The following is a 24,053-nucleotide window of genomic DNA, read 5'->3' as shown; positions in this document are numbered from 1 at the left end:
AACGAACGGCGCGGCGGGCAACAGCGGGCAACTGAAGCCAACGGACGCCGCCGAGCGCGCGCAAGGGCCGACTAGTGGTGCGCGTGATCCGACCCGGCCCCCTTGGCCCCGGCGTCACCCTTGGCCTCAGAACCACCCTTCGCCTCAGACCCACCCTTCGCCCCGCCGTCACCCTTCGCCCCATGCGGATGATGCGGCTCATAATCCGGAATAGTCCCATCCGGCTTCTTCACCAGGAACAGCCCCACCATCCCCATGTCCGAGTGGCTCTGCACATGGCAGTGGTACATCCACGCCCCCGCTCCCACCCCCTCGCCCGCGATCACCTGGAAACCGAAGGAGTCCCCGGGGCCGGTGATCTTGTCGTCGAGGACCTGGCTCGGGTCGTCGGGGCCGGTGAGCAGGCCCGTGCGGTTGTCGGCCCAGCGGTGACCGTGGATGTGGAACGTGTGGTAGTACTCGCCGTGGGTGATCGACACGAACTCGACCCGATCGCCCACGGTGGCCTCGAAGTCGGGGCCGGAGTGGGCCGGCTTGTTGTTGATCATCATGTCGTTGAAGACGATGACGCAGGTCTGGTCGGGCAGGATGTCGCCCTTGCGGCGCACGATCACCGCGCCGTACAGGCCCTTGCGGACGCCACCCGTGCCGTGCTCCGTGCCGACCACGTGGTCGTGGTAGTGCCAGTACCCCGCCGTGCCGGGCCGCCAGGTGCCGTCCTTGCGGCGGCCCGGCGCGTGCGTGCGCCACGTGTAGGTGCGCTTGCCGCCGGGCGCCACCTGCGACTTGGTGTGCTTCGTGCCGTCGCTGGAGATCTCGTAGTCCATGCCGTGCACGTGCAGGCTGACGTCGACGTCCGTGGTGTTCTCGAACTCGACGTGCAGGGTGTCCCCTTCGTTGAGTTCGAGCAGCGGCCCGGGAATGGAGGCCTTGCCCTTCTCCAGGCCGTAGCCCATCTGCCCGTCGGGAAGCTTCTCCGCGTACATCTTGATCCGGCGCACCTCGCCGCCCGCGGGGGCCGTTTTCGGCGGATCCGCCACCGCTCGGGGGGCGTCGGCCGCGGAGTCCGACGCCATGGCGGACAACGATGTCACGCCGACCGTGGCAACCGCTCCCCCGACCAGCATCCGGCGGTTGAAGCTCCGTCTGTCCATGGCGAACTCCCCACTGAGGCACGGAAACTGACGCTACGTACGGACCTGACCGGGGCGCACGAGGCACCGGATTCCGGCCACACGCTAGCGGCAGTGCTCCGGTTTATCCACACGCAGGACAAAGTTCGTGTGAAGTGCTGTCGTAGCTATTGGCTAGCCGTCAAAAGAGGGCTAGCTTCGTCGGCGCCAGCCCTCCAAGGAGGCTAGCTTCTCCGGTGCTGTTGATGTATTCGCCGTAGCCGTGACCGACGATGGGTGGGTGTACTCATGCGGCTGAAACCGCATCAAACGCCCCCAACCGTACGAGGGTTGGGCAGAACCAGACACAGATCCACACGCCGCGCCTGGGCGGCGGTCCTGGCCGCCGGGGCCGTGGCCGCCGGCCTCCTCACGGGCCCCGCTGCGACCGCGCGGCCCTTCCCGGAACCGCCCCCGGACGCGGAGGCGATGAAGACAACGATGTCACGCGCGCTGCCTGCTCCCCCGGGCAGCGCGAACGTGCGTGTGCTCGCCTTCTACGGCTCGGCCGCCGGCGGCGACGAGTCGCCGGTCGTGGACGCGGCCATCGCCGCCATCGAGAAGATCGGCCAATCCGGCCCGGCCGACCAGCAGTTCACGGTCACGGCCACCGACGACCCGGCCGTGTTCACCAACGCCAAGAAGCTCGGCAAGTTCAACGCGGTGACGTTCGTGACCGGCGGCGGCGATGTGCTCGACGCCGAGCAGGAGGCGGGCCTGGAGGCCTACATGGAGGCCGGCGGCGGCTTCCTCGGCCTGCACGACGCGGCCCGCGCGGAACCGTACTCGTCCTGGTTCACCGGCCTGGTCGGCGCCCGCCCCAAGGACGCGAGCCCCACCGCCGTCCAGCGCGCCACCGTCGAGGTCGGCGACCGCGAGAACCCCGCCACCAAGGACCTTCCCCTGGAGTGGAAGCGCCCCGACAAGTGGCTCAACTGGGAGGCTGGTCCGTCGGGGCCGTCGGGCAACGTGCACACCGTGGCCCGCGTGCGCGAGGCGACGTACAAACCGGGTGAGGGCGCGAACGGCGCGGACCACCCGGTGTCCTGGTGCCGCGACTACGACGGCGGCCGGTCCTTCTACACCGGCATGGGCGGCACGCCCGACGCCTACGACGAGGCGGACTTCCGCGGCCATCTGCGCGGCGCCCTGCTGTGGACGACCCGCATCGCCCGCGCCGACTGCAAGGCGACCATCAACGCGAACTACAAGGCCGAGCGCCTGACCCAGCCCAACAAGCCGGGCCAGAACGACCAGATCGGCGAGCCGCACGGCCTGGTCACGGCCCCCGACGGCCGGGTGTTCTACATCGGCCGCGGCGGCGCCGACTCCTCGCAACCCGTGATCACCGACTGGAACAACCCCGACATCGGCAAGGGCAAGGGCGAGATCCACGTCTACGACCCGAAGACCAAGCAGGTCACGCTCGCCGGGGCGCTCAGCGTCTTCGGCAACAAGGGCGGCGGCGGCGAGCTGATCAAAGTCGAGGAAGGGCTGCTCGGCATCGAGCTGGACCCGAAGTTCGCGCAGAACGGCTGGGTGTATCTGCACTACACGCCGCACTCGCAGCTGAACCGCGACACGCACATGGCCGAGCGGTACATCTCCCGCTTCACCCTCGACCAGGCCACCAACAAGCTGGACCCGAGCAGCGAGAAGGTGCTGCTCAAGTGGCCGGTGCAGGTGCACAGTTGCTGCCACTCCGGCGGCGGGATGTCCTGGGACTCCAAGGGCAACCTGTACATCGCGACGGGTGACAACAACTCCTCCGGCTTCAGCGACGGCTACTCGGGCAACAACCCGCAGCCGAGCTTCAAGGGCGTCTCCTTCGCCGACGCCCGCCGCACCGCGGGCAACACCAACAACCTCAACGGCAAGATCCTGCGCATCCACCCCGAGCCCGACGGCACGTACACCCTGCCCGAAGGCAACCTCTTCACCGGCAAGGAGCCGGACGAGGGCGGCGGCAAGACGCGCGGCGAGATCTATGTGATGGGCGTCCGCAACCCCGCGCGCATCTTCGTCGACAAGAAGACCGACACGCTGTACGCGGGCTGGGTCGGCCCCGACGCCGGTCAGCCGTCGACGACCTGGGGCCCGGCGAAGTACGACACGTTCGCGGCGATCACGCACGCCTCCAACCGCGGCTGGCCGTACTGCATGGGCAACAACCAGCCCTACCGCGACCGCAATCTGCCGGACCCGAGCAAGCCGCTCGGCTGGTACGACTGCAAGAACCTGCGCAATGAATCGCCCAACAACGACGGCCTGGTGAAGATCCCGCCGGCCGAGCCCAACACCATCTGGTACTCGCCGCAGGGCGGCGGCATCGACTACCCGCGCGACGCCAACGGCGTCCCCAGCTACAAGCCCGAGGAGCAGAAGCAGCTCCTGCCGTGGCTCAAGGGCGGCGGCCAGGCCACGATGAACGGCCCGGTCTACCGCTACGACGAGGCGAGCGCGAGCGCCGACAAGTGGCCGTCGTACTGGGACGGCAAGTGGTTCGTCGGCGACTTCTACGACGGCGACCAGCCGCGGCACGCGGTGCTCACCGACCCCAAGACGGTCGGCAAGGGCGGTCTGCCGGTGCACGCCGAATCGCTCAAGAAGATCATTCCGGTGGGCAACGACAACATCAAGAACCTCATGGACTGGAAGTTCGCGCCGGACGGCTCGCTGTACGTCCTCGACTACGGGCGCGGCTTCTTCACCTCCGACGCCAAGTCGGCGCTGTGGCGCGTGACGTACAAGGGCGGTGCGGCCACTCCGGCTGCGGCGGACCTGGCGAGGAAGGCGGGACGATGAGATCCGTGAGACCCATGAGACCCGTGGGATCCGCTCGCCGCGGCAGGGTCTGGACGGCGCTGCTCGCCGCGCTCCTCATGGCGGTGGGCCTGACGTCGGCGGCGAGCGCGCGGCCCGACAACAGCGGGCTCGCCGCACAGCAGCAGACGCTCACCTGGACCGGCGACAACGACATCACCAAGTACAAGTCCGCGCCGGCGACGGCGGTCGCGGGCAAGACGACGATCGTCTTCGAGAACAGCGTGGCCACCGGCAACACCACCGGCATGCCGCACACGCTGACGTTCGACGTCTCCGACCCGGAGTACAACAACGACGTCCCGCTGAACATCCTCGCCAACCCGGGCGACGACAAGGGCGGCAAGCACACGGCCGAGGTCACCCTCAAGCCGGGCCGCTACCGCTACTACTGCACCATCCCCGGCCACGGCGCGATGCAGGGCATCCTGGTCGTCACCGAGGGCGGCGGCGAGGACACCACCGCCCCGGAGACGAAGGCGAAGGTCGACGGGGCGACCAACTCCGACGGCGCTTACGTCGGTTCGGCGACCGTCACGGTGACGGCGACCGACGAGAGCGGCGGCTCGGGCGTCGAGAAGGTCGAGTACGCGGTCGGGGCCGACGGCGCCTGGCAGCCGTACACCGCGCCCGTGGTCGTGAACACGGTCGGCACGCACAAGATCCGCTATCGGGCGTCCGACAAGGCGGGCAACGTGGCGGCGGAGAAGGCCGTCGACTTCAAGGTCGTCGCGCCGCCGACCGACGACAAGACGCCGCCGGAGACCTCGGCGACGGTCAGCGGCGAGCAGAACGGCCAGGGCCAGTACCTCGGCATGGCGACGGTGACGGTGTCGGCGTCCGACGCGGGCTCGGGCCTCAACAAGGTCGAGTACGCGATCGGTGACGGCGACTGGCAGCCGTACACGACACCCGTGATGGTCCACGAGGTGGGCAGCCACAAGGTCCGCTACCGCGCCTCCGACAAGGCGGGCAACGTCGCCCCGGAGAAGTCGGTGGAGTTCACGGTGGTCGCGCCGCCGACCGAGGACAAGACGCCGCCGGAGACCTCGGCGAAGGTCGAGGGCGACAAGAACTCCGACGGCGCCTACATCGGCAAGGCCAAGGTGACGGTCACCGCGACCGACTCCGGCTCGGGCGTGGACAAGGTCGAGTACTCCCTGGACGGCGGTCCGTACGTGGCGTACACGGCGCCCGTGGTCGTCGACCGCGTCGGGCGGCACACCGTGGCGTACCGGGCGAGCGACAAGGCGGGCAACACCGCGCCCGCGAAGTCGGTGGCGTTCACGATCGACGAGGGCGGTGGGGTCCCCGGGCCCAACTGCCCTGAATACGACGAGCGGTTGACGGTGTTCGTCGGCACCGTCGACACAGGAATCCCGAACCGGGTGACCAACAACCGTTGCCGGATCGGCGAGTTGATCGAGGACGAGAAGGACTGGTCGTCGCACGCGCTGTTCCTCAAGCACGTGAAGACCGTCACGGACCGCCTCAAGAAGACCGCCGAGATCGACCAGCGCGAGTACAACAAGATCAACAGGGCGGCGAAGCAGTCGGGCATCGGCAAGCCGGGCCAGACCGAGGGCTACCGTCACCTCTTCGACGGCACGCAGAAGTCCTTCGCCAAGTGGCAGCACGTGGGCGGCGGTTCGTTCGGCCTGAACACCGACGGATCGATGACCTCGGGCACCACGAAGAACGGGCTCGGCATGCTGTGGTTCCCCGAGCGCAAGTACGGCGACTTCTCGCTGAAGCTCCAGTGGCGCGACGACGCCCCGGCCGCCGGGAACGCCAACTCCGGTGTGTTCGTGCGCTTCCCGCAGATCCACGACCACCCGGAGGAGTCACGTCCGGAGTGGGTCGCCATCAAGTACGGCCACGAGGTGCAGGTGCTCGACCGTCCTGACGGCGACATGTACAAGACCGGCTCGGTGTACGGCTTCGACCGCGTCGGCCTCGCGGGCGCGGGCGTGACACCCAAGGGCACCTGGAACGACTACGAGATCCGCGTGGTCGACCAGCACTACTCGGTCTACCGCAACGGTGTCCTGCTCAACGAGTTCGACAACTCCGGCGGCCAGCTCTTCGAGCCGCCGCGCGGCGACGACCCCGGCACGGACGGCCGCCGCTTCGCGTCCGGCTATGTCGGGCTCCAGGTCCATGGCGTGACGGACGTGGTGTCGTACCGGGACATCCGGATCAAGGAGCTGTAGCGGCACGTGAGTTGTGCGCGGGGCCCTTCTTCGTACGCGGAGAGGGGCCCTTCGCACGTCAGTCGTCGTCGTGCCGGGCGCGGCTCGGCTGGACCCGCTTCGGCTCTCCCGGCATCTTCGGGTACTCCGGCGGATAGGACATGTCCCCGAGCCCGTGGTCGTGCTCATCGCGGTCGGCCTGTTCGAGGAGCCCCTCCAGGGAGAAGGCGTGCTCGTCCATGTCCTTGTGTACGTCGCCGACCTCGGCGAAGCGCCCGGGCATGGTGCCGATGTCGAAGTCGGTGGGCACGGCGTCGTCGATCTCGTCCCAGCGCAGCGGCGCGGAGACGGGGGCGTGCGGGCGTGCGCGTACCGAGTAGGCGGAGGCGATGGTGCGGTCGCGGGCGGTCTGGTTGAAGTCGACGAAGATGCGCTCGCCGCGCTCCTCCTTCCACCACGCGGTGGTCACCTCGTCCGGATGGCGCCGTTCCAGTTCACGCCCGCAGGCGATGGCGGCGCGGCGCACCTCGACGAACGTCCACCTGGGCGCGATGGGCACGAAGACGTGGATGCCGCGCCCGCCGGAGGTCTTGGGCCAGCCGCGGAGCCCGAAGTCGTCCAGGACCTCCTTGAGTCCGTGGGCGGCGCGGACGGCGTCGGCGTAGTCGGTGCCGGGCTGGGGGTCGAGGTCGATGCGCAGTTCGTCGGGGTGGTCGGGCTCGGCGCGGCGGACCGGCCAGGGGTGGAAGGTGAACGTGCCGAACTGGGCGGCCCAGACGACCGCGGCGACCTCGGTGGGGCAGATCTCGTCGGCGGTGCGGCCGCTGGGGAAGGTGATGGTGCCGGTGGGGATCCAGTCGGGCAGGTTCTTCGGGGCGCGCTTCTGGTAGAAGTGCTCGCCGCCGAGGCCCTCCGGGTAGCGCTCCAGGGTGGTCGGCCGGTCGCGCAGCGCCCGCACGATGCCGTCGCCGACGGCGATGAAGTACTCCGCGAGGTCCCGCTTGGTGAAGCCGCGCTCGGGGAACAGCACGCGGTCGGGGCTGGAGAGCCGCACCTGCCGCTCTCCAGCCGTCAGCTCCACCGCCGCTCCGGCGCCCATGCGTGCCACGGTAGACGCGTACGGCAAATGCCGCACACCGGGCAATATGGCCCGGCCGGTCGCAGAATCGGACCATGGATCTCCCGGTGATGCCGCCCGTGAAGCCCATGCTCGCCAAGTCCGTGGGGCGGATTCCGCCGGGTATGCAGTACGAGGCGAAGTGGGACGGGTTCCGGGCCGTCGTGTTTCGGGACGGGCCGGAGATCGAGATCGGCAGTCGCGGCACGAAGTCGCTGACGCGGTACTTTCCCGAGCTGGTCGAGGCGCTGCGGGAACGGTTGCCCGAGCGGTGCGTGGTCGACGGGGAGATCGTCATCGCGCGCGACGGGCGGCTGGATTTCGACGCCCTCACCGAGCGCATCCATCCGGCGGAGTCCCGGGTGCGGACGCTCGCCGAGCGGACACCGGCGTCCTTCGTCGCCTTCGACCTGCTGGCCCTCTTCGACGAGGCGCTCCTCGACGTGCCGCTCGGCGACCGCAGACGGCTTCTGGCCAGGGCGCTCGACGGGGTGACCGCGCCCGTGCACCTGGCGCCCGCGACGCTGGACCGGGACGTGGCCGAGCGCTGGTTCTCGGAGTACGAGGGTGCCGGGCTCGACGGGGTGATCGCGAAGCCCGTCGACCTGCCGTACCGGCAGAACGAACGCCTCATGTTCAAGATCAAGCACGAGCGGACCGCGGACTGCGTCGTCGCGGGTTTCCGCTTCCACAAGAGCGGGCCCGTGGTGGGTTCGCTGCTGCTGGGCCTGTACGACGACGGGGGGACGTTGCAGCACGTCGGGGTGTGCGCCGCGTTCTCCATGAAGCGGCGCGAGGAGCTGGTGGCGGAGCTGGAGCCGCTGCGGATGGAGTCCGCGGCGGGGCATCCGTGGGCCGCGTGGACGGAGGAGTCGGCGCACGAGGGGGCCCGGCTGCCGGGGGCGGTGAGCCGGTGGACCGGCAAGAAGGACCTTACCTGGGTGGCGTTGCGGCCCGAGCGGGTGTGTGAGGTGGCGTACGACCACATGGAGAACGGGGCGCGGTTCCGGCACACCGCGCAGTTCCGGACGTGGCGTCCCGACCGTACGCCCGAATCCTGCACGTACGCCCAGCTGGAGGAGCCCGCGGGGTACGACCTGACGGCGGTCCTGGGCTCACCGCCGGCCTGAGGCCCACGCACGCCGAGGCCCACCCACGCCGGGCCACCCCCGCAGTCGAAAACGCGCCAAGCAACATCGCATCGCTTCCGGCGCCCCGTCCACAACCGTAAGCTCCGCCCCCGACAGCCGAGTTACCACCGGTAAGGGGGACGACACGTGGGGCACGCACATACGTCAGGAAGCACTCGCAGGACCTTCGTCGCGCGTACGGCGGCCGTCGGCGGCGTGGCCGCGCTGGGGGTCGGGGCCCTGTCGGCCCCGGCACGCGCAGCCGACTCCGCACCCCGCGCCAGGCAGACGGTCGCCGTGCTCGGCGGCGGCGTCGCGGGCCTGACCGCCGCCCACGAGCTGGCGGAACGCGGCTTCGCCGTGACGGTGTACGAGCGCCGCGCGCTGGGCGGCAAGGCCCGCAGCATGGACGTACCGAACAGCGCGAAGGGCAACCGCAGGCCGCTCCCGGCCGAGCACGGCTTCCGCTTCATCCCGGGCATCTATCACAACCTGCCGGACACCATGCGCCGCATCCCGTTCCCGGAGAACGCGAACGGCGTCTGGGACAACCTGATCAGCCCGCCCGAGATGAGCTTCGCCCGGTCGGGCGGCCGCGAGGACATCCGGCTGCCGATCCCGCAGCACACGGGCGACCCGGCCCGCCTCACCAAGGACGACATCGCCCGCGCGCTGACCGCCCTGCTCGACACGGCCACCAGCATCCCCGCCCACGAGGTCGCGTACTTCGTGAACCGCGTCCTGGTCTTCCTCACGAGCTGCGACGAGCGCCGCGACGACGACTGGGAGTCCACGCCCTGGTGGAAGTTCGTGCGCGCGGAGCAGATGTCGAAGGACTACCAGCGCATCCTCGCCATCGGCATCACCCGCAACATCGTGGCGACGAAGGCCGAGGTGGCGAGCACCCGCACGGTCGGCGCGCTCGGCGAGGCGTTCGTGTTCAACGCACTCGGGCGCGGCGCGGACGGCCCGCCCGACCGCATCCTGAACGCGCCGACGAACGAGGCGTGGATCGACCCGTGGGTGACGCATCTGAAGTCGCTCGGCGTCACCTTCCGCGTCGGCTGGACGGTGCGCGAACTCGCCTACGGCGGCGGCCGGATCACCAAGACGGTCGTCGAGAACCCCGACGGCAAGCGCGAGGACGTCGTCGCCGACCACTACGTACAGGCCATGCCCGTCGAACACGCCCGCAGGACGTGGAGCCGTGAACTCAAGGCGGCGGACCCGCAGTTGGCGCGCTGCGACAAGCTGGAGACGGACTGGATGACGGGCATCCAGTTCTATCTCACGGCGCGCCCGGGGACCGTCGAGGGCCACTTCAACTGCGTCGACTCGCCCTGGTCGCTGACCGGCATCGCGCAGGCCGCGCACTGGAAGGGCCGCGACTTCCCGGCCGACTACGGCGACGGCACGGCGGTGGACTGTCTGTCCGTGGACATCTCCGAGTGGGACAAGCCGGGGATGCTCTACGGCAAGACCGCCAAGCAGTGCACGCGCGACGAGGTCGCGCGCGAGGTCTGGGCGCAGTTGAAGGCGCACCTCAACGACACCGGCAAGACGGTCCTGAGCGACGCGAAGCTGCACTCGTGGTTCCTCGACCCGGGCGTCGACGGCATCGGCGGCCCGAACCCCACCAACGACGACGAACTCCTCATCCACCCCGTGGGCACCCTGCACAACCGCCCGTCGGCCGACACGAAGATCCCCAACCTCTACCTCGCGGGCGACTACGTCTCCGTCGACATCGACCTCGCCACCATGGAGGGCGCCAACGCCGCGGCCCGCCAGGCGGTGAACGCCCTCCTCGACCGGGCGGGCTCGGACGCCAAGAAGTGCGAGGTCACGCCGATGTACCGGGCCCCGGAGATCGAGGGCCTCAAGCGCCACGACCGCTTCCGGTACCGGCTCGGGCTGCCGAATGTGCTCGATCTGGGCTGAGCGGGGTACATCCCCCGCATGACACGGCGAGCACAGGGGCGCATGCGGGGGCTGGTACGGGTGTGGCGCGCGGTGACGGCGGCGACGGTGCTCGCCGCCCTCGCCGCGGGCTGCACCCTGGAGACGGATCCGGACGGCGACGCGAAGCGGTCCAGGGACGGCGGCCGCGTACTCGCCGTGAAGATCGACAACGTGGGCCCGGCCCGCCCGCAGACCGGCCTCGACGCGGCGGACGTCGTGTACGTCGAGCAGGTGGAGGCGGGTCTGAGCCGGCTGATGGCGGTGTACGCGACCAAGCTGCCGCCCGTCGTCGGCCCCGTGCGCAGCGCCCGCGAGACGGACCTGGACCTGCTGCGCCAGTTCGACCGCCCGGCGCTCGCGTTCTCCGGCGCGCAGGGCAAGCTCCTGCCGCTGATCGACGCGGCCCCGCTGCGCCCGCTGCCGCCGGGCGACGCCTCCGCCAAGGCGTACTACCGCGACAACGGCAGGCCCGCCCCGCACAACCTCTATCTGCGGCCCGCCGCGCTCGGCGTACGTCCCAAGGCGAGCGGCCTGGACAGCACCGGCTTCACGTTCGGCCCGCGCCCGGCAGGCGGCACGCCCGAGACCCGGCGCACGGTCCGCTTCCCGTCGGCGCGCTTCACCTTCACCTGGGTCGAGTACGAGGGCCGCTGGCACATCGCGATGGACGGCACCCAGGCCCGCACCCAGGCCGGCAAGGCGCTTGCCGCCGCGACCGTGGTGGTCCAGCGCGTCGACATCCGCGACTCCCGCTTCCACGACCGCTCGGGCAACACCTCGCCCCTGACCCGCTCGGTGGGCTCGGGCACGGCCCAGGTGCTGCGCGACGGCCGTTCCTACGAGGCGCGGTGGGAGCGCCGGTCGGCGGACGACGGGACGGAGTTCACCACGCCCAAGGGCAAGCCGCTGGACTTCGCGAAGGGCCCGGTGTGGGTGGTGTTCACGAAGGCGTGACGGTGCGGGACACGGCCGTCAGGGCGTGACGGTTTCGGCCAGCGGGTCGCGCAGGCGCTCGGCGGCGTCGGCGACGCGCTGGATCAGGCCGAGGAACAGCGTCCGCTCCTCGTCGGCCAGCGGCGCGAGCATGACTTCGTTCATCCGGGCCGCGCGCACCGTCAGGCGGCGGTGGACGCGCCTGCCCTCGGCCGTGGGGCGCAGCAGGGCGCGGCGGCCGTCGTGCGGGTCGCGGACCTTGTCGAGCAGGTCCCTGCGGGTCAGCCTGCCGACGACGTCTGCGACGGTGGAGCGGTCGAGGCGGACCCGCTCGCCCACGCCGCGCTGGTCGAGTCCCGGTTCGGCGATCAGGGCGTTCAGGACCGCGAACTGCGGTGAGGTGATCTCCTCGGAGACCATCGCGTTCCACAGCAGGTGGTGCGCCTGCTGCAGGCGCCGGGCCAGGTGCCCGGGGTGGGTGGTCAGGTCCACCGCGGTCATGGCTGCTCCTCACGCGCGTCGGAAGGTATTGGTCGGTGCACTGAACGATATCCCCAAGTCGGCCGGTCCGAGGGTGTCTTGACGGCTCCATGCGGCGGTGGCAGCGTGAGCCGAGGTTCACAGCGATAGTCAGTGTGCTGATGAAATCTCGGCGAGAGAGACGAGGCCTGCCCGGATGGACAAGGTGGTCGCTTCGGCCGCGGACGCGGTGGCCGACATCGCGGACGGCGCGTCCCTCGCCGTCGGCGGGTTCGGACTCAGCGGCGTGCCGACCGTGCTGATCGAGGCGCTGCACGCCCGTGGAGTCACGGGTCTGCACGTCGTCTCCAACAACTGCGGCGCCCTGGACACCGGGCTGGCCGTGCTGCTCACGGCGGGCCGCATCGCCCGTGTGACGGGCTCGTACATCGGCGCCAACAAGGAGTTCGCGCGCCAGTACCTGTCCGGTGAGCTGGAGGTCGAGCTGATCCCGCAGGGCACGCTCGCCGAGCGGCTGCGGGCCGGGGGCTCGGGCATCCCCGCCTTCTACACCCCGGCCGGTGTCGGCACGCAGGTCGCGGAGGGCGGTATCCCTGTGCGGTACGACGGCCGGGGCGGGGTCGCGGTGGCCTCGCCGCCCAAGGAGGTCCGGGAGTTCGACGGCGTCCCGCACGTTCTGGAGCACGCCATCCGCACGGACTTCGCGCTGGTGCGGGCGGCGCGCGGCGACCGGCACGGCAACCTGGTGTTCGCGAGGTCGAGCCGGAACTTCAACCCCCTTGCCGCGATGGCCGGAAGGGTCACGGTCGCGGAGGTGGAGGAGCTGGTGGAGCCCGGCGCGCTCGATCCGGACGCGGTGCATCTGCCCGGTGTCTTCGTGCGGCGCGTGGTGGCGCTGAGCCCGGCCGAGGCGGCCGACAAGCGCGTCGAGCACCGGACGGTGAGCGCCTGATGCCCTGGACCCGTGAGCAGATGGCGGCACGCGCGGCCCGCGAGCTGCGCGACGGCCAGTACGTGAACCTCGGCATCGGCCTGCCCACCCTCATTCCCGGCCATCTGCCGCCCGGCGTCGAGGTGGTCGTCCAGTCCGAGAACGGCGTCCTCGGGGTCGGCCCGTATCCGGCGGCCGACGCGGTGGATCCCGACCTGATCAACGCGAGCAAGGAGACGGTGACCGTGCGGCCCGGTGCCGCGTTCTTCGACTCCGCGCTGTCCTTCGGCATGATCCGCGGCGGTCACATCGATGTCGCCGTGCTCGGCGCGATGCAGGTCTCCGCGCGCGGGGACCTCGCCAACTGGGCGGTGCCCGGCAAGCTCGTCACCGGCATCGGCGGCGCGATGGATCTCGTGCACGGCGCCCGGAAGGTCGTCGTGACGATGACGCACACCGCCAAGGACGGTTCCCCGAAGCTCGTCGAGGAGTGCGACCTGCCGCTGACCGGCCGGGCCTGTGTGCACCGCGTCATCACGGACCTCGCGGTCCTGGACGTCACCGGGGACGGGTTCGAACTGACCGAGTGCGCGCCGGGGGTCGGCGTCGAGGAGCTCGTCGCAAGGACGGCGGCACAGGTGCGGGTACGCATCCCCGGGACACGCCCCGCGCGACCACGGCCTCCGGCTCCGCCCTCCCCTCGCCACTCCCCCTCACCCCCGTCAGAGAGGAGCACCCGCACATGACGAAGCCCCTGACGACGAACCTGACGAAGCCCCCCTCTCCCCCGCCCTACCGCAGCCTCAAGCTCCGCACCCCGCACGGCCCGCTGGTCCGAGTCCGGGACCCCGAGGCCGTGGAGCTGACGGGCCCCGTCTTCGGCGTCACCGACGTCACGCCGCTGGACGGCGATCTGACCCGGCAGCACACGGGCGATCCCATCGGTGAGCGGATCACGGTCACCGGGCGGGTGAGGGACCGTCAAGGGCGGCCGGTGCGTGGCCAGTTGGTCGAGCTGTGGCAGACGAACGCGGCGGGCAGATACGCCCACCGCCGCGACCAGCACCCGGCCCCCCTCGACCCGAACTTCACGGGCTGCGGCCGCTGCCTCACCGACGACGACGGAACGTACGCCTTCACCACCATCAGGCCGGGCGCCTACGCGTGGCGCAACCACGACAACGCCTGGCGCCCCGCGCACCTGCACTTCTCCTTCTTCGGCACGGCGTTCACGCAGCGCCTGGTGACGCAGATGTACTTCCCCGGCGACCCGCTCCTCGCCCTCGACCCGGTACTGCACTCGGTCACCGACGAGGTGGCGCGGGCCCGGCTCGTGGCCGCGTACGACCACGACCTGTCGGTGCCGGAGTGGTCGCTCGGCTACCGCTGGGACGTCGTCCTGGACGGCCCGTCCGCCACGCTCTTCGAGGACGGCGAGGCCCGGTGACGACTCCCCACGCCCCCACACCCTCCCAGACCATCGGCCCCTTCTACGGCCACGCGCTGCCCGCCGCCGGCGGCCCCGACATCGCGCCCCTCGCCCACCCCGACAGGATCACCCTCCACGGCTACGTGTACGACGGCGCCGGAGACCCCGTACACGACGCCCTCCTCGAAATCTGGCAGCCCGCGCCGGACGGCTCCCGCACGGGCGCGCCCGGCTCACTGCGCCGCGACCCCGTGACCGGCCGCCCGGCGGGCCGTGACGGCGTCACGTTCACGGGCTTCGGCCGCGTGCCCACGGACGCCGACGGCCACTGGGCGATCCACACCCTCCCGCCCGGCGGCGCCCCGTACCTGTCGATCGCCCTCTTCGCCCGCGGCCTCCTGAACCAGCTCTACACACGCGCGTACGTACGCGACGACCCCGACGACGCCCTGCTCACGACCCTGGACCCGGGCCGCCGCGCGACGCTCCTCGCCCAGGCGGGGCCGCACCGCGCGTACCGCTTCGACATACGCCTCCAGGGGGAGGGCGAGACGGTGTTCCTGGAGTTCGGGTGAGCGGTGAGGCGGGCAAGTCACGAGAGTGCCTCGCCCTCGACGTGGGCCTGCTGGCCCCCGGGCGCGCGGGTTCGGCGGCGGAGCGCACCACGAGCGACCGGGCCTTCCTCCAGGCCATGCTGGACGCGGAGGCGGCGCTGACGCGGGCGCAGGCGGCGATGGGCATGGCACCCGCCTCCGCGGCGGACGCGGTCACCGAGGCGGCCGCCGACGCCGCCCGCTTCGACGCGCGTGACATCGCGGTACGCGCCCGGGGCGGCGGCAACCCGGTGATACCGCTGGTGGCGGACCTGACGGCGGCGGTGCCCGAGGAGGCGGCCCCGTACGTCCACCGGGGCGCGACCAGCCAGGACATCCTGGACACCGCGACCATGCTCGTGGCGGCCCGCACGCTGGACGTCCTCCTGCCGGATCTGGCCCGCACGGAACGGGAGTTGGCCCGCCTGGCCCGCGCCCACCGCGACACCGCGATGCCCGGCCGCACCCTCACCCAGCACGCGGCACCGACGACGTTCGGCCTCAAGGCGGCGGGGTGGCGGTCCCTGGTCCTGGACGCGCGGGACCGGGTCGCGGGGGTGCGGGGTGCGCTGCCGGCGCAGTGGGGCGGGGCGGTGGGGACGTTGGCGGTGATGGCGGCGTACGGGGGTGTGGGTGCTGGTGGGGTGGGGGCGCCGGGAACGGGGCCTGGGCCTGCGCCCGGGCTGGACCTTGTCGCCGTCTACGCACGGGAGTTGGGGCTCGCCGAGCCCACCCTCCCCTGGCACACGCTCCGTACGCCCGTCGCCGACCTGGCCACCGCGCTGGCGTTCACCGCCGGGGCGCTCGGCAAACTCGCCGCCGACGTCCTCACGCTCTCCCGCACGGAGATCGGTGAACTCTCCGAGGGCACCGGGGGCACCTCGTCCGCGATGCCGCACAAGGCCAACCCGGTCCGCGCCACGCTGATCGCCGCCGCGGCGCACCGCGCCCCGGCTCTCGCGGCCACCCTGCTCGCTTCCCTGACCGCGGCCGACGAGCGCCCTGCGGGCGCGTGGCACGCCGAATGGGAGCCCCTGCGGGACCTGTTGCGACTGGCCGGGGGCGCGGCGCGCGACGCGGCCGAGCTGTGCGCGGGCCTCCAGGTCCACCCGGAGGCGATGCGCGCGAACCTCGACCTCACCGGGGGGTTGATCGTCTCCGAACGCCTCGTGGTGGAACTGACCCCCGCGCTCGGCCGGGCACGGGCGGCCGCTTTGGTGGCCTCGGCGGCGCGGCGGGCACGGGAGCGGGACGTATCCCTCGCGGACGCCCTCACCGCCGAACTGGCCGCGCAGCCCCCGAGCCCCGGTCCCCCGCCCCACCTCAACCTCACCAAGGCCGCCCTGACCGCCCTCACCGACCCCACCCACTGGACCGGCCACGCCGGGGCCCTCACAGACCGCGCCCTGAGGCGCCACTGACCACTCACACCTGCCCTGGGGCTCCGCCCCAGACCCCGCTCCCTGTCTGGGGCTTCGCCCCTCTCCCCCTTGTCGGCGCTCCGCGCCTCGTCCTCAATCGCCGGACGGGCTGAAACCCCCAGCCGCAGCGGCGCGGTTTCAGCCCGTCCGGCGTTTGAGGACGAGGCCGTTCAGGCCGATACGGGGGTCCAGGGGGCGGAGCCCCCTCGGGCGTCCCGCGAGAACGTGAGACGCCGCACATTGTCACCGTCAAGTCATCCCCGTGACACATCCGTAGCCTAGGTTTCCACTTGACCATGGAACTACGCGCACGGAGGTGAGCACATGGCCCGTCCGGCCGGACCCCGCGGGCCCCGCTGGGTGCCCACCGCCCTGGCCACCGTGCTCCTGGTCGTCCTCCAGTGCCTCGGCCTCGCCGGAGGCCTGTCCCCCAGCGCCCACGCGACCGCGGGGACCGCCGAACCGGTCGCCTACACGGCGTGCGGCGACGGCGCCCCGCCGGGCGCGGAGTCGGCGCCCGAACACATCCGCGTCCGCCCCCGCCCGCACACGTGCCCCGTCACGGACGGCCACGTGGCCCCGGCCGCGCCCACGCCGCAGGACGTGCCCGAGCCGTCGTGCCACCCGCGCGTCGTCGCGTACGACGAGAGCAGACCCGCGGGCAGCGAACTCCCGTCCCTCCTCCAGGTCTTCCGCTGCTGACAGGCGCCGGTCGCCACCGCACGCGCCCCCAGAGAGCCCGCACCCGCGGCCTCTCCGCGTCGCCGTGACGACTCGCGCCGAATCCATGTCACACCGAGCACCGACACGCCCCCGTGGCGCTCAGGAGTCATCCCCCATGCAGCAATTTCTCGACCGTTCCCGTCACCGTGCCCGTTCGGTATTAAAGGTCTCCGGAGACCGACGGCAAGACCGACGGCACGATCTCACCGCCTCCGTAGTGGTCTTCCTCGTCGCGCTCCCCCTGTGCGTGGGCGTCGCCGTCGCCTCCGGCGTACCCGCCGAACTGGGGCTGATCACCGGCATCGTCGGCGGTCTCGTCACCGGACTGCTGCCCGGCAGCAGTCTTCAAGTCAGCGGCCCGGCGGCCGGTATGACGGTCCTCGTGTACGAGGCCGTGCAGGAGTTCGGCCTCGCGGCGCTCGGCGCGCTGGTGCTCGCCGCGGGCCTGCTCCAGCTCGCGATGGGGCTGCTGCGGCTCGGCCGGTTCTTCCGCGCGATATCCGTCGCCGTCGTCGAGGGCATGCTCGCCGGGATCGGACTCGTACTGATCGCCGGGCAGTTGTACGCGATGGCGGACCGCGCGGCCCCGGCGAGCGGGCTCGCGAAGATCGGCGGGCTGCCGGAGCTGCTTGCCGAAACGTTCGGCTCCGGCCGCGCGCTGACCGCCTTCGGGCTCGGCGCGGGCACCATCGCGGTGCTGCTGTTGTGGCGCAGGATGCCCGGCGCGCTGGGCACGATCCCGGCGCCGCTGGCTGCCGTCGCCCTGGCCACAGGACTGTCCCTGCTGTTCTCGCTGCCCGTGGCGACCGTCGAGGTGCAGGGCCTGATCGAAGCCGTGCAGCCGCCCGGCGGCGGCGCCTTCGGCGAGCTCGCGACGCTGGGCGCGATCGGCACGGTCCTCGCGTTCGCGCTGATCGCCTCCGCGGAGAGCCTGTTCAGCGCGGCCGCGGTGGACCGCCTGCACGACGGTCCGCGCACCGACTACGACAAGGAGCTGGTCGCCCAGGGCGCGGGCAACACCGTGTGCGGGATCCTCGGCGCGCTCCCGATGACCGCGGTGATCGTACGCAGTGCCGCCAATGTGCAGGCGGGCGCCCGTACGAAGGCCTCGCGTGTCCTGCACGGCGTGTGGCTGCTGCTGTTCGCGGCGCTGCTGCCCGCCGCGCTCGGCCTCATCCCGGTGGCCGCTCTCGCGGGCGTCCTGGTGCACGCGGGCTGCAAGCTGGTGCCCGCGCGGCAGGTGGCCGGACTGTGGCGCGAGCACCGGGGCGAGGCGGTCGTGCTCGTGGTGACGGCCGTCGCGATCGTGTCGGTGAGCATGTTCGAGGGCGTTCTCATCGGGCTCGCGCTCGCCGTCGTCAAGACGGCGTGGGAGACCTCGCACGTGCACATCGACGTCGTCGACAAGGGCGCGGGCCCCATCCGCGCCCACCTGTCGGGCAACGCCACGTTCCTGCGCCTCCCGAAGATCCTCGACGCCCTGGAGGCGCTGCCCCAGGACCGCCCGATCGAACTGGACCTCTCGGGTCTGCGCCACCTCGACCACGCCTGCCGCACCTCCCTGGAGAACTGGGCGGCACGGCACAGCGCGGAGGGCACGGAGCCGGTGCGGGTGGCGGCCGGGATGTGACGCGACGCCGGGGTGCCTGCCCGCGGAGCCCTTTCGCGGGCAGGCACCCCGTGCACACCGGGTGGGCCTCAGCGCGCCCCGTACACCGGCTGTGGCGCCTCCGCCCGGGACAGCAGCTTCAGCGCCGTCTCGCCCGCCTCTGCCGCGCTCCAGCGGGCCCCCTTGTCGGCGGTCGGGCCGGGGCGCCAGCCCTCCATGACGGTGATGCGGCCCGCCTCGGTCTCGAAGACGCGGCCCGTGACCCCGGCGGAGGACTCCGAGCCGAGCCAGACGACCAACGGGGACACGTTCTCCGGGGCCATCGCGTCGAACCCGCCGTCTTCGGGGGCGGCCATCGTCCCTGCGAAGGTCTCCTCGGTCATGCGGGTCCGCGCGGCGGGCGCGATGGCGTTCACGCGCACTCCGTAGGAGGCCAGTTCGGCGGAGGCCACCAGGGTCAGGCCGAGGATCCCGGCCTTGGCGGCGCTGTAGTTGCCCTGCCCGACACTGCCCGACAGACCTGCTCCGGAGCTGGTGTTGACCACGCACGCGCGCGGCACCCGCCCCGCCTTGGCCTCGGCACGCCAGTGCGCGGCGGCGTGCTTCAGGGGCAGGAAGTGCCCCTTCAGGTGTACGCGTACGACGGCGTCCCACGCGTCCTCGTCGAGGTTCACCAGCATCCGGTCGCGCAGGAACCCCGCGTTGTTCACCAGGGTGTCCAGGCGTCCGTACGTCTCCAGAGCGGCCCGTACGAGGGACGCGGCGCCCTGGGGCGTGGCGACGTCCCCCACGTGCGCGACCGCCTCGCCGCCCGCCGCGCGGATCTCCTCGACGACGTCCTGCGCGGGACCGCCGGAGGCGCCCGAGCCGTCGAGGCCCACCCCCAGGTCGTTCACGACGACCCGCGCGCCCTCGGCGGCGTAGGCACGCGCGTGCGCGCGCCCGAGGCCCCGGCCCGCGCCCGTGACGATCACAACGCGGCCCGCGCAGATCCCGGGACCGTCGACAGCATTCATGCGGGAACTCCTTTGTGCGGTGGGTGGTCGGGGCAGCAGTGGGTGGGTCGGGGCAGTCTTGGGCGAGTCGGGTCAGTGGTTCACGGAGGCCGCGTCCAGGAACGCGGGCCGCTCGCCCCCGCCGTGCAGGTGCAGCGAAGAGCCGCTGACGTACCGCGCGGCGTCGGAGGCGAGGAACACACAGGCGTCCCCGACGTCGGCGGGCTCGGCGAGGCGGCCCAGCGGGACGGTGCGGCCGACGGCCGCGATGCCGTCCTCGTCGCCGTAGTGGAGATGGGAGCTCTCGGTGCGGGTGAGGCCGAGCACGACGGTGTTCACGCGTACCTCCGGCGCCCATTCGACGGCCATGGTGCGCGCCAGGTTCTCCAGGCCCGCCTTGGCCGCGCCGTAGGCACCGGAGCCGGGTGAGGGGCGGGTGCCGCTCACGCTGCCGATCATGACGATGACGCCGCCCGTCTCCTGACGGCGCATCACCTCGTAGGCGGCCAGGGAGGTGTAGAGCGGCGCAAGCAGATTGAGTTGCACGATCTTCGTCTGGCGGGCGGCGGGCGTCTCGGCGAGCAGCCCGAACGGCGTGCCGCCCGCGTTGTTGACCAGCACGTCGATCCCGCCGTGATCGGCCGCCACCGCGCCGAAGAATTCCGTCGCCGCTTCGGCGTCGCGCACGTCGAGGAGACGGAACTCGGCGGCGTTGCCCGGCACTTCGACGGGCGCGGCCGGGGGCCTGCGGGCACATACGACGACGCGCGCGCCTGCGGTCAGGAAGCGGCGCGCGATGCCGGCGCCGACGCCGCGCGTGCCGCCGGTGACCACGACCATCTGTCCCTTGTCAGTCATGGCTGCTACCTTCCCAAGCAACTAACAAATGTTTGGTTGAGGACGCTGGTTGAAAGGTAGCGGATCCGCTGATGCCTGTCTCCACCTCGGTTCCGGACGGCGGCGTGGCCGTCGTCACCGTCGACTACGCGCCGGTCAACGCCCTGCCTGTGCGGGGGTGGTACGACCTGGCGGACGCGGTGCGCGCGGCGGGCCGCGACCCCGAGGTCCGCTGCGTGGTCCTCGCCGCGGCCGGCCGCGGGTTCAACGCGGGCGTGGACATCAAGGAGATGCAGCGCGACGTGGGCCACCAGGCCCTGATAGGCGCCAACCGCGGGTGCTACGAGGCGTTCTCGGCGGTGTACGAGTGCGAGGTCCCGGTGGTTGCGGCCGTGCAGGGCTTCTGCCTGGGCGGCGGCATCGGCCTGGTCGGCAACGCGGACGCGATCGTGGCGAGCGACGACGCCACCTTCGGCCTGCCCGAGCTGGACCGCGGCGCGCTGGGCGCCGCGACGCACCTGGCCCGCCTGGTGCCCCAGCACCTGATGCGCGCGCTGTACTACACCTCACGCACGGCGACGGCCGCCGAGCTGCACGCGCACGGATCGGTGTGGCGGGTGGTCCCGCGCACGGAACTGCACGCGGCGGCCCTGGAGTTGGCGCACGAGATGGCCCGCAAGGACGGCACGCTGCTGCGCCTGGCCAAGGCCGCGATCAACGGCATCGACCCCGTCGACGTACACCGGAGCTACCGCTTCGAGCAGGGCTTCACCTTCGAGGCGAACCTGAGCGGCCTCGCGGACCGCATCCGCGACGGCTTCGGCGGGGCGGCGAACGACCGTACGACGACGGCGAAAGAGCAGGAACAGAAAGAGCAGGAACAGGAGGACCCGGCATGAGCGGCAACGGCAAGGTCATGACGCCCGACGCGATCGTGGGGCGCCTGGAGAGCGGCATGACGCTCGGCATCGGCGGCTGGGGCTCGCGCCGCAAGCCGATGGCCCTGGTCAGGGCGCTGCTGCGCTCGGACGTCACGGACCTGACGGTGGTGGCGTACGGCGGCCCGGACGTAGGGCTGCTCGCGGCGGCGGGCCGTATCCGCAAGCTGGTCACGGCGTTCGTGACGCTCGACTCGATCCCCCTGGAGCCGCACTTCCGCGCGGCACGCGAGCGCGGCGCCTTCGAGCTGGTGGAGCTGGACGAGGCGATGTTCATGCAGGGCCTGACGGCGGCGGCCCAGCGGCTGCCGTTCCTGCCGGTCCGCGCGGGCCTCGGCTCGGACGTGCTGCGCGTCAACCCGGGCCTGCGGACGGTGACTTCACCGTACGAGGACGGCGAGGAGCTGGTGGCGGTGCCGGCCTTGCGCCTGGACGCCGCGCTGGTCCACCTGAACCGCGCGGACCACCTGGGCAACGGCCAGTATCTGGGCCCGGATCCGTACTTCGACGACTTGTTCTGCGAGGCGGCCGAAACGGCGTACGTCACCTGTGAGCGGATCGTCGACACCGCGGAGCTGACGGCGCACGCGGCGCCGCAGACGCTGCTGGTCTCCCGGCACGCGGTGACGGGCGTGGCCGAGACCCCCAAGGGGGCGCACTTCACGTCGTGCGCGCCGGACTACGGCCGGGACGAGTCCTTCCAGAAGGAGTACGCGACGGCGGCGCGCACTCCCGAGACGTGGCAGGCCTTCCACTCCCGGTTCCTCATCGGCGCGTCCGAGGAGGACTACCAACTGGCCGTCCAGGCCTGGCACAAGGAGCAGCGATGACGACGTCCACCACCGTCACCCGCGCCGAGTACTGCGTGGTCGCCTGCGCCGAGGCCTGGCGGGGCGACGGCGAGGTGCTCGCGTCGCCGATGGGCACGATCCCCTCCGTCGCGGCGCGCCTGGCGAAGCTGACGTTCGCGCCCGACCTGCTCCTGACGGACGGCGAGGCGCTGCTGATCGGGGACGTGCCGGCGGTCGGGGCGCGGTCGGCGGTCACGGAGGGCTGGCTGCCGTACCGCCGCCATCTGACGATGGCGATGGGCGGCAGGCGGCACGTGATGATGGGTGCGAGCCAGATCGACCGCTTCGGCAACCAGAACATCAGCTGCGTCGGCGACTGGCGGCGCCCGACCCGCCAGCTCCTGGGCGCCCGCGGCGCGCCCGCCAACTCCCTCAACAATCCGGTGAGTTACTGGATCCCGAGGCACTCCCCGCGCGTGTTCGTGGAGCGTGTCGACATGATCTGCGGGGTCGGGTACGACAGCGCGGCCGCGGCGGGCCCGTCCGCGACCCGCTTCCACGACCTGCGGCGCGTGGTCTCGGACCTCGGCGTGTTCGACTTCGCCGCGCCGGACCATGCGATGCGCCTGGTGAGCGTCCACCCCGGGGTGACGCCGGACGAGGTCCGCGAGGCCACGGGCTTCCCCCTCTCCGCCCCGCCCGAAGTGCCGCTCACGCGCGACCCGACCCCCGACGAACTGCGCCTGATCCGGGACGTGGTGGACCCCTCGGGCCTGCGCGAGCGCGAGGTGCCGACGCCATGACCGCGCCGCCCGGCCCGCAGACGGCGCTGACCCGCCTGGTCGGGGTGCGCCACCCCGTCGTACAGACCGGCATGGGCTGGGTGGCGGGCCCGCGCCTGGTCTCGGCGGTGGCGAACGCGGGCGCCCTGGGCATCCTCGGCTCCGCGACGATGACGCCCGACCAGCTTCGTGCGGCGGTCCGGGAGGTCAAGTCCCGTACGGACGCGCCGTTCGGCGTGAACCTGCGGGCGGACGCGGGGGACGCCCGCGAGCGGGTGCGCATCATGGTCGACGAGGGCGTCCGGGTCGCGTCCTTCGCCCTCGCCCCCTCCAAGGACCTGATGGCGGAGCTCAAGGACGCCGGTGTCCTTGTGATCCCCTCCGTAGGGGCGCGGCGGCACGCGGAGAAGGTGGCCGCGTGGGGCGCCGACGCGGTGCTGGTGCAGGGCGGAGAGGGCGGCGGCCACACCGGCGAGGTCGCGACGACGGTGCTGCTTCCCCAGGTCGTGGACGCCGTCGACATCCCGGTGATCGCCGCGGGTGGCTTCTACGACGGCCGGGGCCTGGTCGCGGCGCTGGCCTACGGCGCGGCAGGCATCGCCATGGGCACCCGCTTCCTCCTCACCGCGGAGTCGACGGTGCCGGACGCGGTGAAGGCCCGCTATCTGGCGGCGACCGTCAGGGACATCACGGTCACCACACGCGTGGACGGCCTCCCCCACCGCATGCTGCGCACGGACCTGGTGACGGCCCTGGAGCGGTCGGGCCGAGTGCGTTCCCTGACGCGCGCCGTGCGCCACGCGGCGGCGTTCCGCCGAGTCTCCGGCACGACTTGGCCGCGCCTGATCCGCGACGGCCTGGCGATGCGCCACGGCAAGGAGCTCACGTGGAGTCAGGTCCTGCTGGCGGCGAACACGCCGATGATGCTCAAGGCAGCGATGGTGGACGGCCGCACGGATGCGGGGGTGATGGCGTCGGGTCAAGTGGCGGGACTGATCGGGGACTTGCCGTCGTGCGAGGAGCTGGTGGGGAGGGTGGTGCGGGAGGCGGAGGAGACGCTGGAGCGGCTGGGGACAGGCATGTCAGCCCGCGCGGGGGTAGTTTCAGCCCGTCCGGCGTTTGAGGACGAGGCCGAAGGCCGATGAAGGGGGTCCGGGGCGGAGCCCCGCGGCCGCGCCCCAGGACCACGTCCAGG

At 71.9% G+C, this 24,053-nt stretch carries 21 protein-coding genes; 16 read left to right on the top strand and 5 right to left on the bottom strand.

The window, feature by feature from the left end; translation table 11 throughout:
* Positions 1-71 precede the first annotated feature (71 nt).
* Positions 72-1,154 (bottom strand): multicopper oxidase domain-containing protein, encoded by a 1,083-nt coding sequence (locus tag IEY91_RS04725; protein WP_189172970.1) that lies wholly within the window; start codon positions 1,152-1,154, stop codon positions 72-74.
* Between the two features lie 267 nt (positions 1,155-1,421).
* Here IEY91_RS04725 and IEY91_RS04720 point away from each other — a divergent pair, with 267 nt between their 5' ends.
* Positions 1,422-3,977 carry a ThuA domain-containing protein gene (locus IEY91_RS04720; RefSeq protein ID WP_229696705.1) on the top strand — a complete coding sequence of 852 codons (2,556 nt, stop codon included), beginning with the start codon at positions 1,422-1,424 and terminating at the stop codon, positions 3,975-3,977.
* Between the two features lie 14 nt (positions 3,978-3,991).
* Positions 3,992-6,208: an OmpL47-type beta-barrel domain-containing protein gene (locus IEY91_RS04715; protein WP_189173136.1), complete on the top strand. Its 2,217-nt coding sequence runs from the start codon at positions 3,992-3,994 to the stop codon at positions 6,206-6,208.
* A gap of 58 nt (positions 6,209-6,266) precedes the next feature.
* On the opposite strand, the gene ligD is transcribed toward IEY91_RS04715, so the two are convergent.
* The gene (gene ligD, locus IEY91_RS04710; protein ID WP_189172968.1) at positions 6,267-7,286 is read right to left on the bottom strand and encodes a non-homologous end-joining DNA ligase; all 1,020 of its coding nucleotides are present in this window, start codon (positions 7,284-7,286) and stop codon (positions 6,267-6,269) included.
* A gap of 74 nt (positions 7,287-7,360) precedes the next feature.
* Here ligD and IEY91_RS04705 point away from each other — a divergent pair, with 74 nt between their 5' ends.
* The 3 genes from IEY91_RS04705 to IEY91_RS04695 all read left to right on the top strand — a co-directional run bounded on the left by IEY91_RS04705 (position 7,361) and on the right by IEY91_RS04695 (position 11,350).
* On the top strand, positions 7,361-8,434 hold the full coding sequence (locus tag IEY91_RS04705; protein WP_189172967.1) for an ATP-dependent DNA ligase: 1,074 nt from the start codon (positions 7,361-7,363) through the stop codon (positions 8,432-8,434).
* A gap of 147 nt (positions 8,435-8,581) precedes the next feature.
* Positions 8,582-10,375: a hydroxysqualene dehydroxylase gene (locus IEY91_RS04700; RefSeq protein WP_189172966.1), complete on the top strand. Its 1,794-nt coding sequence runs from the start codon at positions 8,582-8,584 to the stop codon at positions 10,373-10,375.
* 18 nt (positions 10,376-10,393) lie between these two features.
* Complete coding sequence (locus IEY91_RS04695; protein WP_229696704.1) at positions 10,394-11,350, top strand: DUF3048 domain-containing protein; 957 nt, start codon at positions 10,394-10,396, stop codon at positions 11,348-11,350.
* 18 nt (positions 11,351-11,368) lie between these two features.
* Here IEY91_RS04695 and IEY91_RS04690 read toward each other — a convergent pair whose 3' ends face one another.
* Positions 11,369-11,830, bottom strand: coding sequence for a MarR family winged helix-turn-helix transcriptional regulator (locus tag IEY91_RS04690; protein ID WP_164318424.1), 462 nt, complete (start codon positions 11,828-11,830; stop codon positions 11,369-11,371).
* A 175-nt stretch (positions 11,831-12,005) separates the two neighbouring features.
* Here IEY91_RS04690 and IEY91_RS04685 point away from each other — a divergent pair, with 175 nt between their 5' ends.
* The 7 genes from IEY91_RS04685 (at position 12,006) to IEY91_RS04655 (ending at position 18,536) form a co-directional block, all read left to right on the top strand.
* Positions 12,006-12,761, top strand: a complete 756-nt coding sequence (locus IEY91_RS04685; RefSeq protein WP_189172965.1) for a CoA transferase subunit A — start codon at positions 12,006-12,008, stop codon at positions 12,759-12,761.
* The gene (locus tag IEY91_RS04680) at positions 12,761-13,486 is read left to right on the top strand and encodes a CoA transferase subunit B (protein ID WP_189172964.1); all 726 of its coding nucleotides are present in this window, start codon (positions 12,761-12,763) and stop codon (positions 13,484-13,486) included. The genes IEY91_RS04685 and IEY91_RS04680 overlap by 1 nt, the downstream gene beginning before the upstream one ends.
* On the top strand, positions 13,483-14,187 hold the full coding sequence (gene pcaH, locus IEY91_RS04675; protein WP_189172963.1) for a protocatechuate 3,4-dioxygenase subunit beta: 705 nt from the start codon (positions 13,483-13,485) through the stop codon (positions 14,185-14,187). Before IEY91_RS04680 ends, pcaH begins: the two co-directional genes overlap by 4 nt.
* Entirely contained in the window at positions 14,184-14,744 is a 561-nt protein-coding gene (gene pcaG / locus IEY91_RS04670) for a protocatechuate 3,4-dioxygenase subunit alpha (RefSeq protein ID WP_189172962.1), read from the top strand. The genes pcaH and pcaG overlap by 4 nt, the downstream gene beginning before the upstream one ends.
* Positions 14,741-16,183: a 3-carboxy-cis,cis-muconate cycloisomerase gene (pcaB, locus tag IEY91_RS04665; RefSeq protein WP_189172961.1), complete on the top strand. Its 1,443-nt coding sequence runs from the start codon at positions 14,741-14,743 to the stop codon at positions 16,181-16,183. Before pcaG ends, pcaB begins: the two co-directional genes overlap by 4 nt.
* Before the next feature lie 324 nt (positions 16,184-16,507).
* Positions 16,508-16,885 carry a hypothetical protein gene (locus IEY91_RS04660; RefSeq protein ID WP_189172960.1) on the top strand — a complete coding sequence of 126 codons (378 nt, stop codon included), beginning with the start codon at positions 16,508-16,510 and terminating at the stop codon, positions 16,883-16,885.
* A 136-nt stretch (positions 16,886-17,021) separates the two neighbouring features.
* On the top strand, positions 17,022-18,536 hold the full coding sequence (locus IEY91_RS04655) for a SulP family inorganic anion transporter (RefSeq protein WP_189172959.1): 1,515 nt from the start codon (positions 17,022-17,024) through the stop codon (positions 18,534-18,536).
* A gap of 68 nt (positions 18,537-18,604) precedes the next feature.
* Here the strand turns inward: IEY91_RS04655 and IEY91_RS04650 are convergent, their stop codons facing one another.
* Together IEY91_RS04650 and IEY91_RS04645 are read right to left on the bottom strand one after the other, a co-directional pair.
* Positions 18,605-19,531 carry an SDR family oxidoreductase gene (locus IEY91_RS04650; RefSeq protein WP_189172958.1) on the bottom strand — a complete coding sequence of 309 codons (927 nt, stop codon included), beginning with the start codon at positions 19,529-19,531 and terminating at the stop codon, positions 18,605-18,607.
* A 72-nt stretch (positions 19,532-19,603) separates the two neighbouring features.
* Entirely contained in the window at positions 19,604-20,368 is a 765-nt protein-coding gene (locus tag IEY91_RS04645; RefSeq protein WP_189172957.1) for an SDR family oxidoreductase, read from the bottom strand.
* A gap of 71 nt (positions 20,369-20,439) precedes the next feature.
* Here IEY91_RS04645 and IEY91_RS04640 point away from each other — a divergent pair, with 71 nt between their 5' ends.
* The 4 genes from IEY91_RS04640 to IEY91_RS04625 are packed head-to-tail and all read left to right on the top strand — an operon-like array spanning position 20,440 to position 24,003.
* Complete coding sequence (locus IEY91_RS04640) at positions 20,440-21,246, top strand: enoyl-CoA hydratase family protein (protein ID WP_229696703.1); 807 nt, start codon at positions 20,440-20,442, stop codon at positions 21,244-21,246.
* Positions 21,243-22,115: a CoA transferase subunit A gene (locus tag IEY91_RS04635; protein ID WP_189172956.1), complete on the top strand. Its 873-nt coding sequence runs from the start codon at positions 21,243-21,245 to the stop codon at positions 22,113-22,115. Before IEY91_RS04640 ends, IEY91_RS04635 begins: the two co-directional genes overlap by 4 nt.
* Entirely contained in the window at positions 22,112-22,879 is a 768-nt protein-coding gene (locus tag IEY91_RS04630; protein WP_164318446.1) for a CoA-transferase subunit beta, read from the top strand. Before IEY91_RS04635 ends, IEY91_RS04630 begins: the two co-directional genes overlap by 4 nt.
* Entirely contained in the window at positions 22,876-24,003 is a 1,128-nt protein-coding gene (locus IEY91_RS04625; RefSeq protein ID WP_229696702.1) for an NAD(P)H-dependent flavin oxidoreductase, read from the top strand. Before IEY91_RS04630 ends, IEY91_RS04625 begins: the two co-directional genes overlap by 4 nt.
* Positions 24,004-24,053 lie beyond the last annotated feature (50 nt).

This window comes from Streptomyces lasiicapitis (assembly GCF_014646335.1).
In the GTDB taxonomy this organism is placed as follows: domain Bacteria; phylum Actinomycetota; class Actinomycetes; order Streptomycetales; family Streptomycetaceae; genus Streptomyces; species Streptomyces lasiicapitis.
This window is presented reverse-complemented; position numbering and strand designations above follow the sequence as displayed.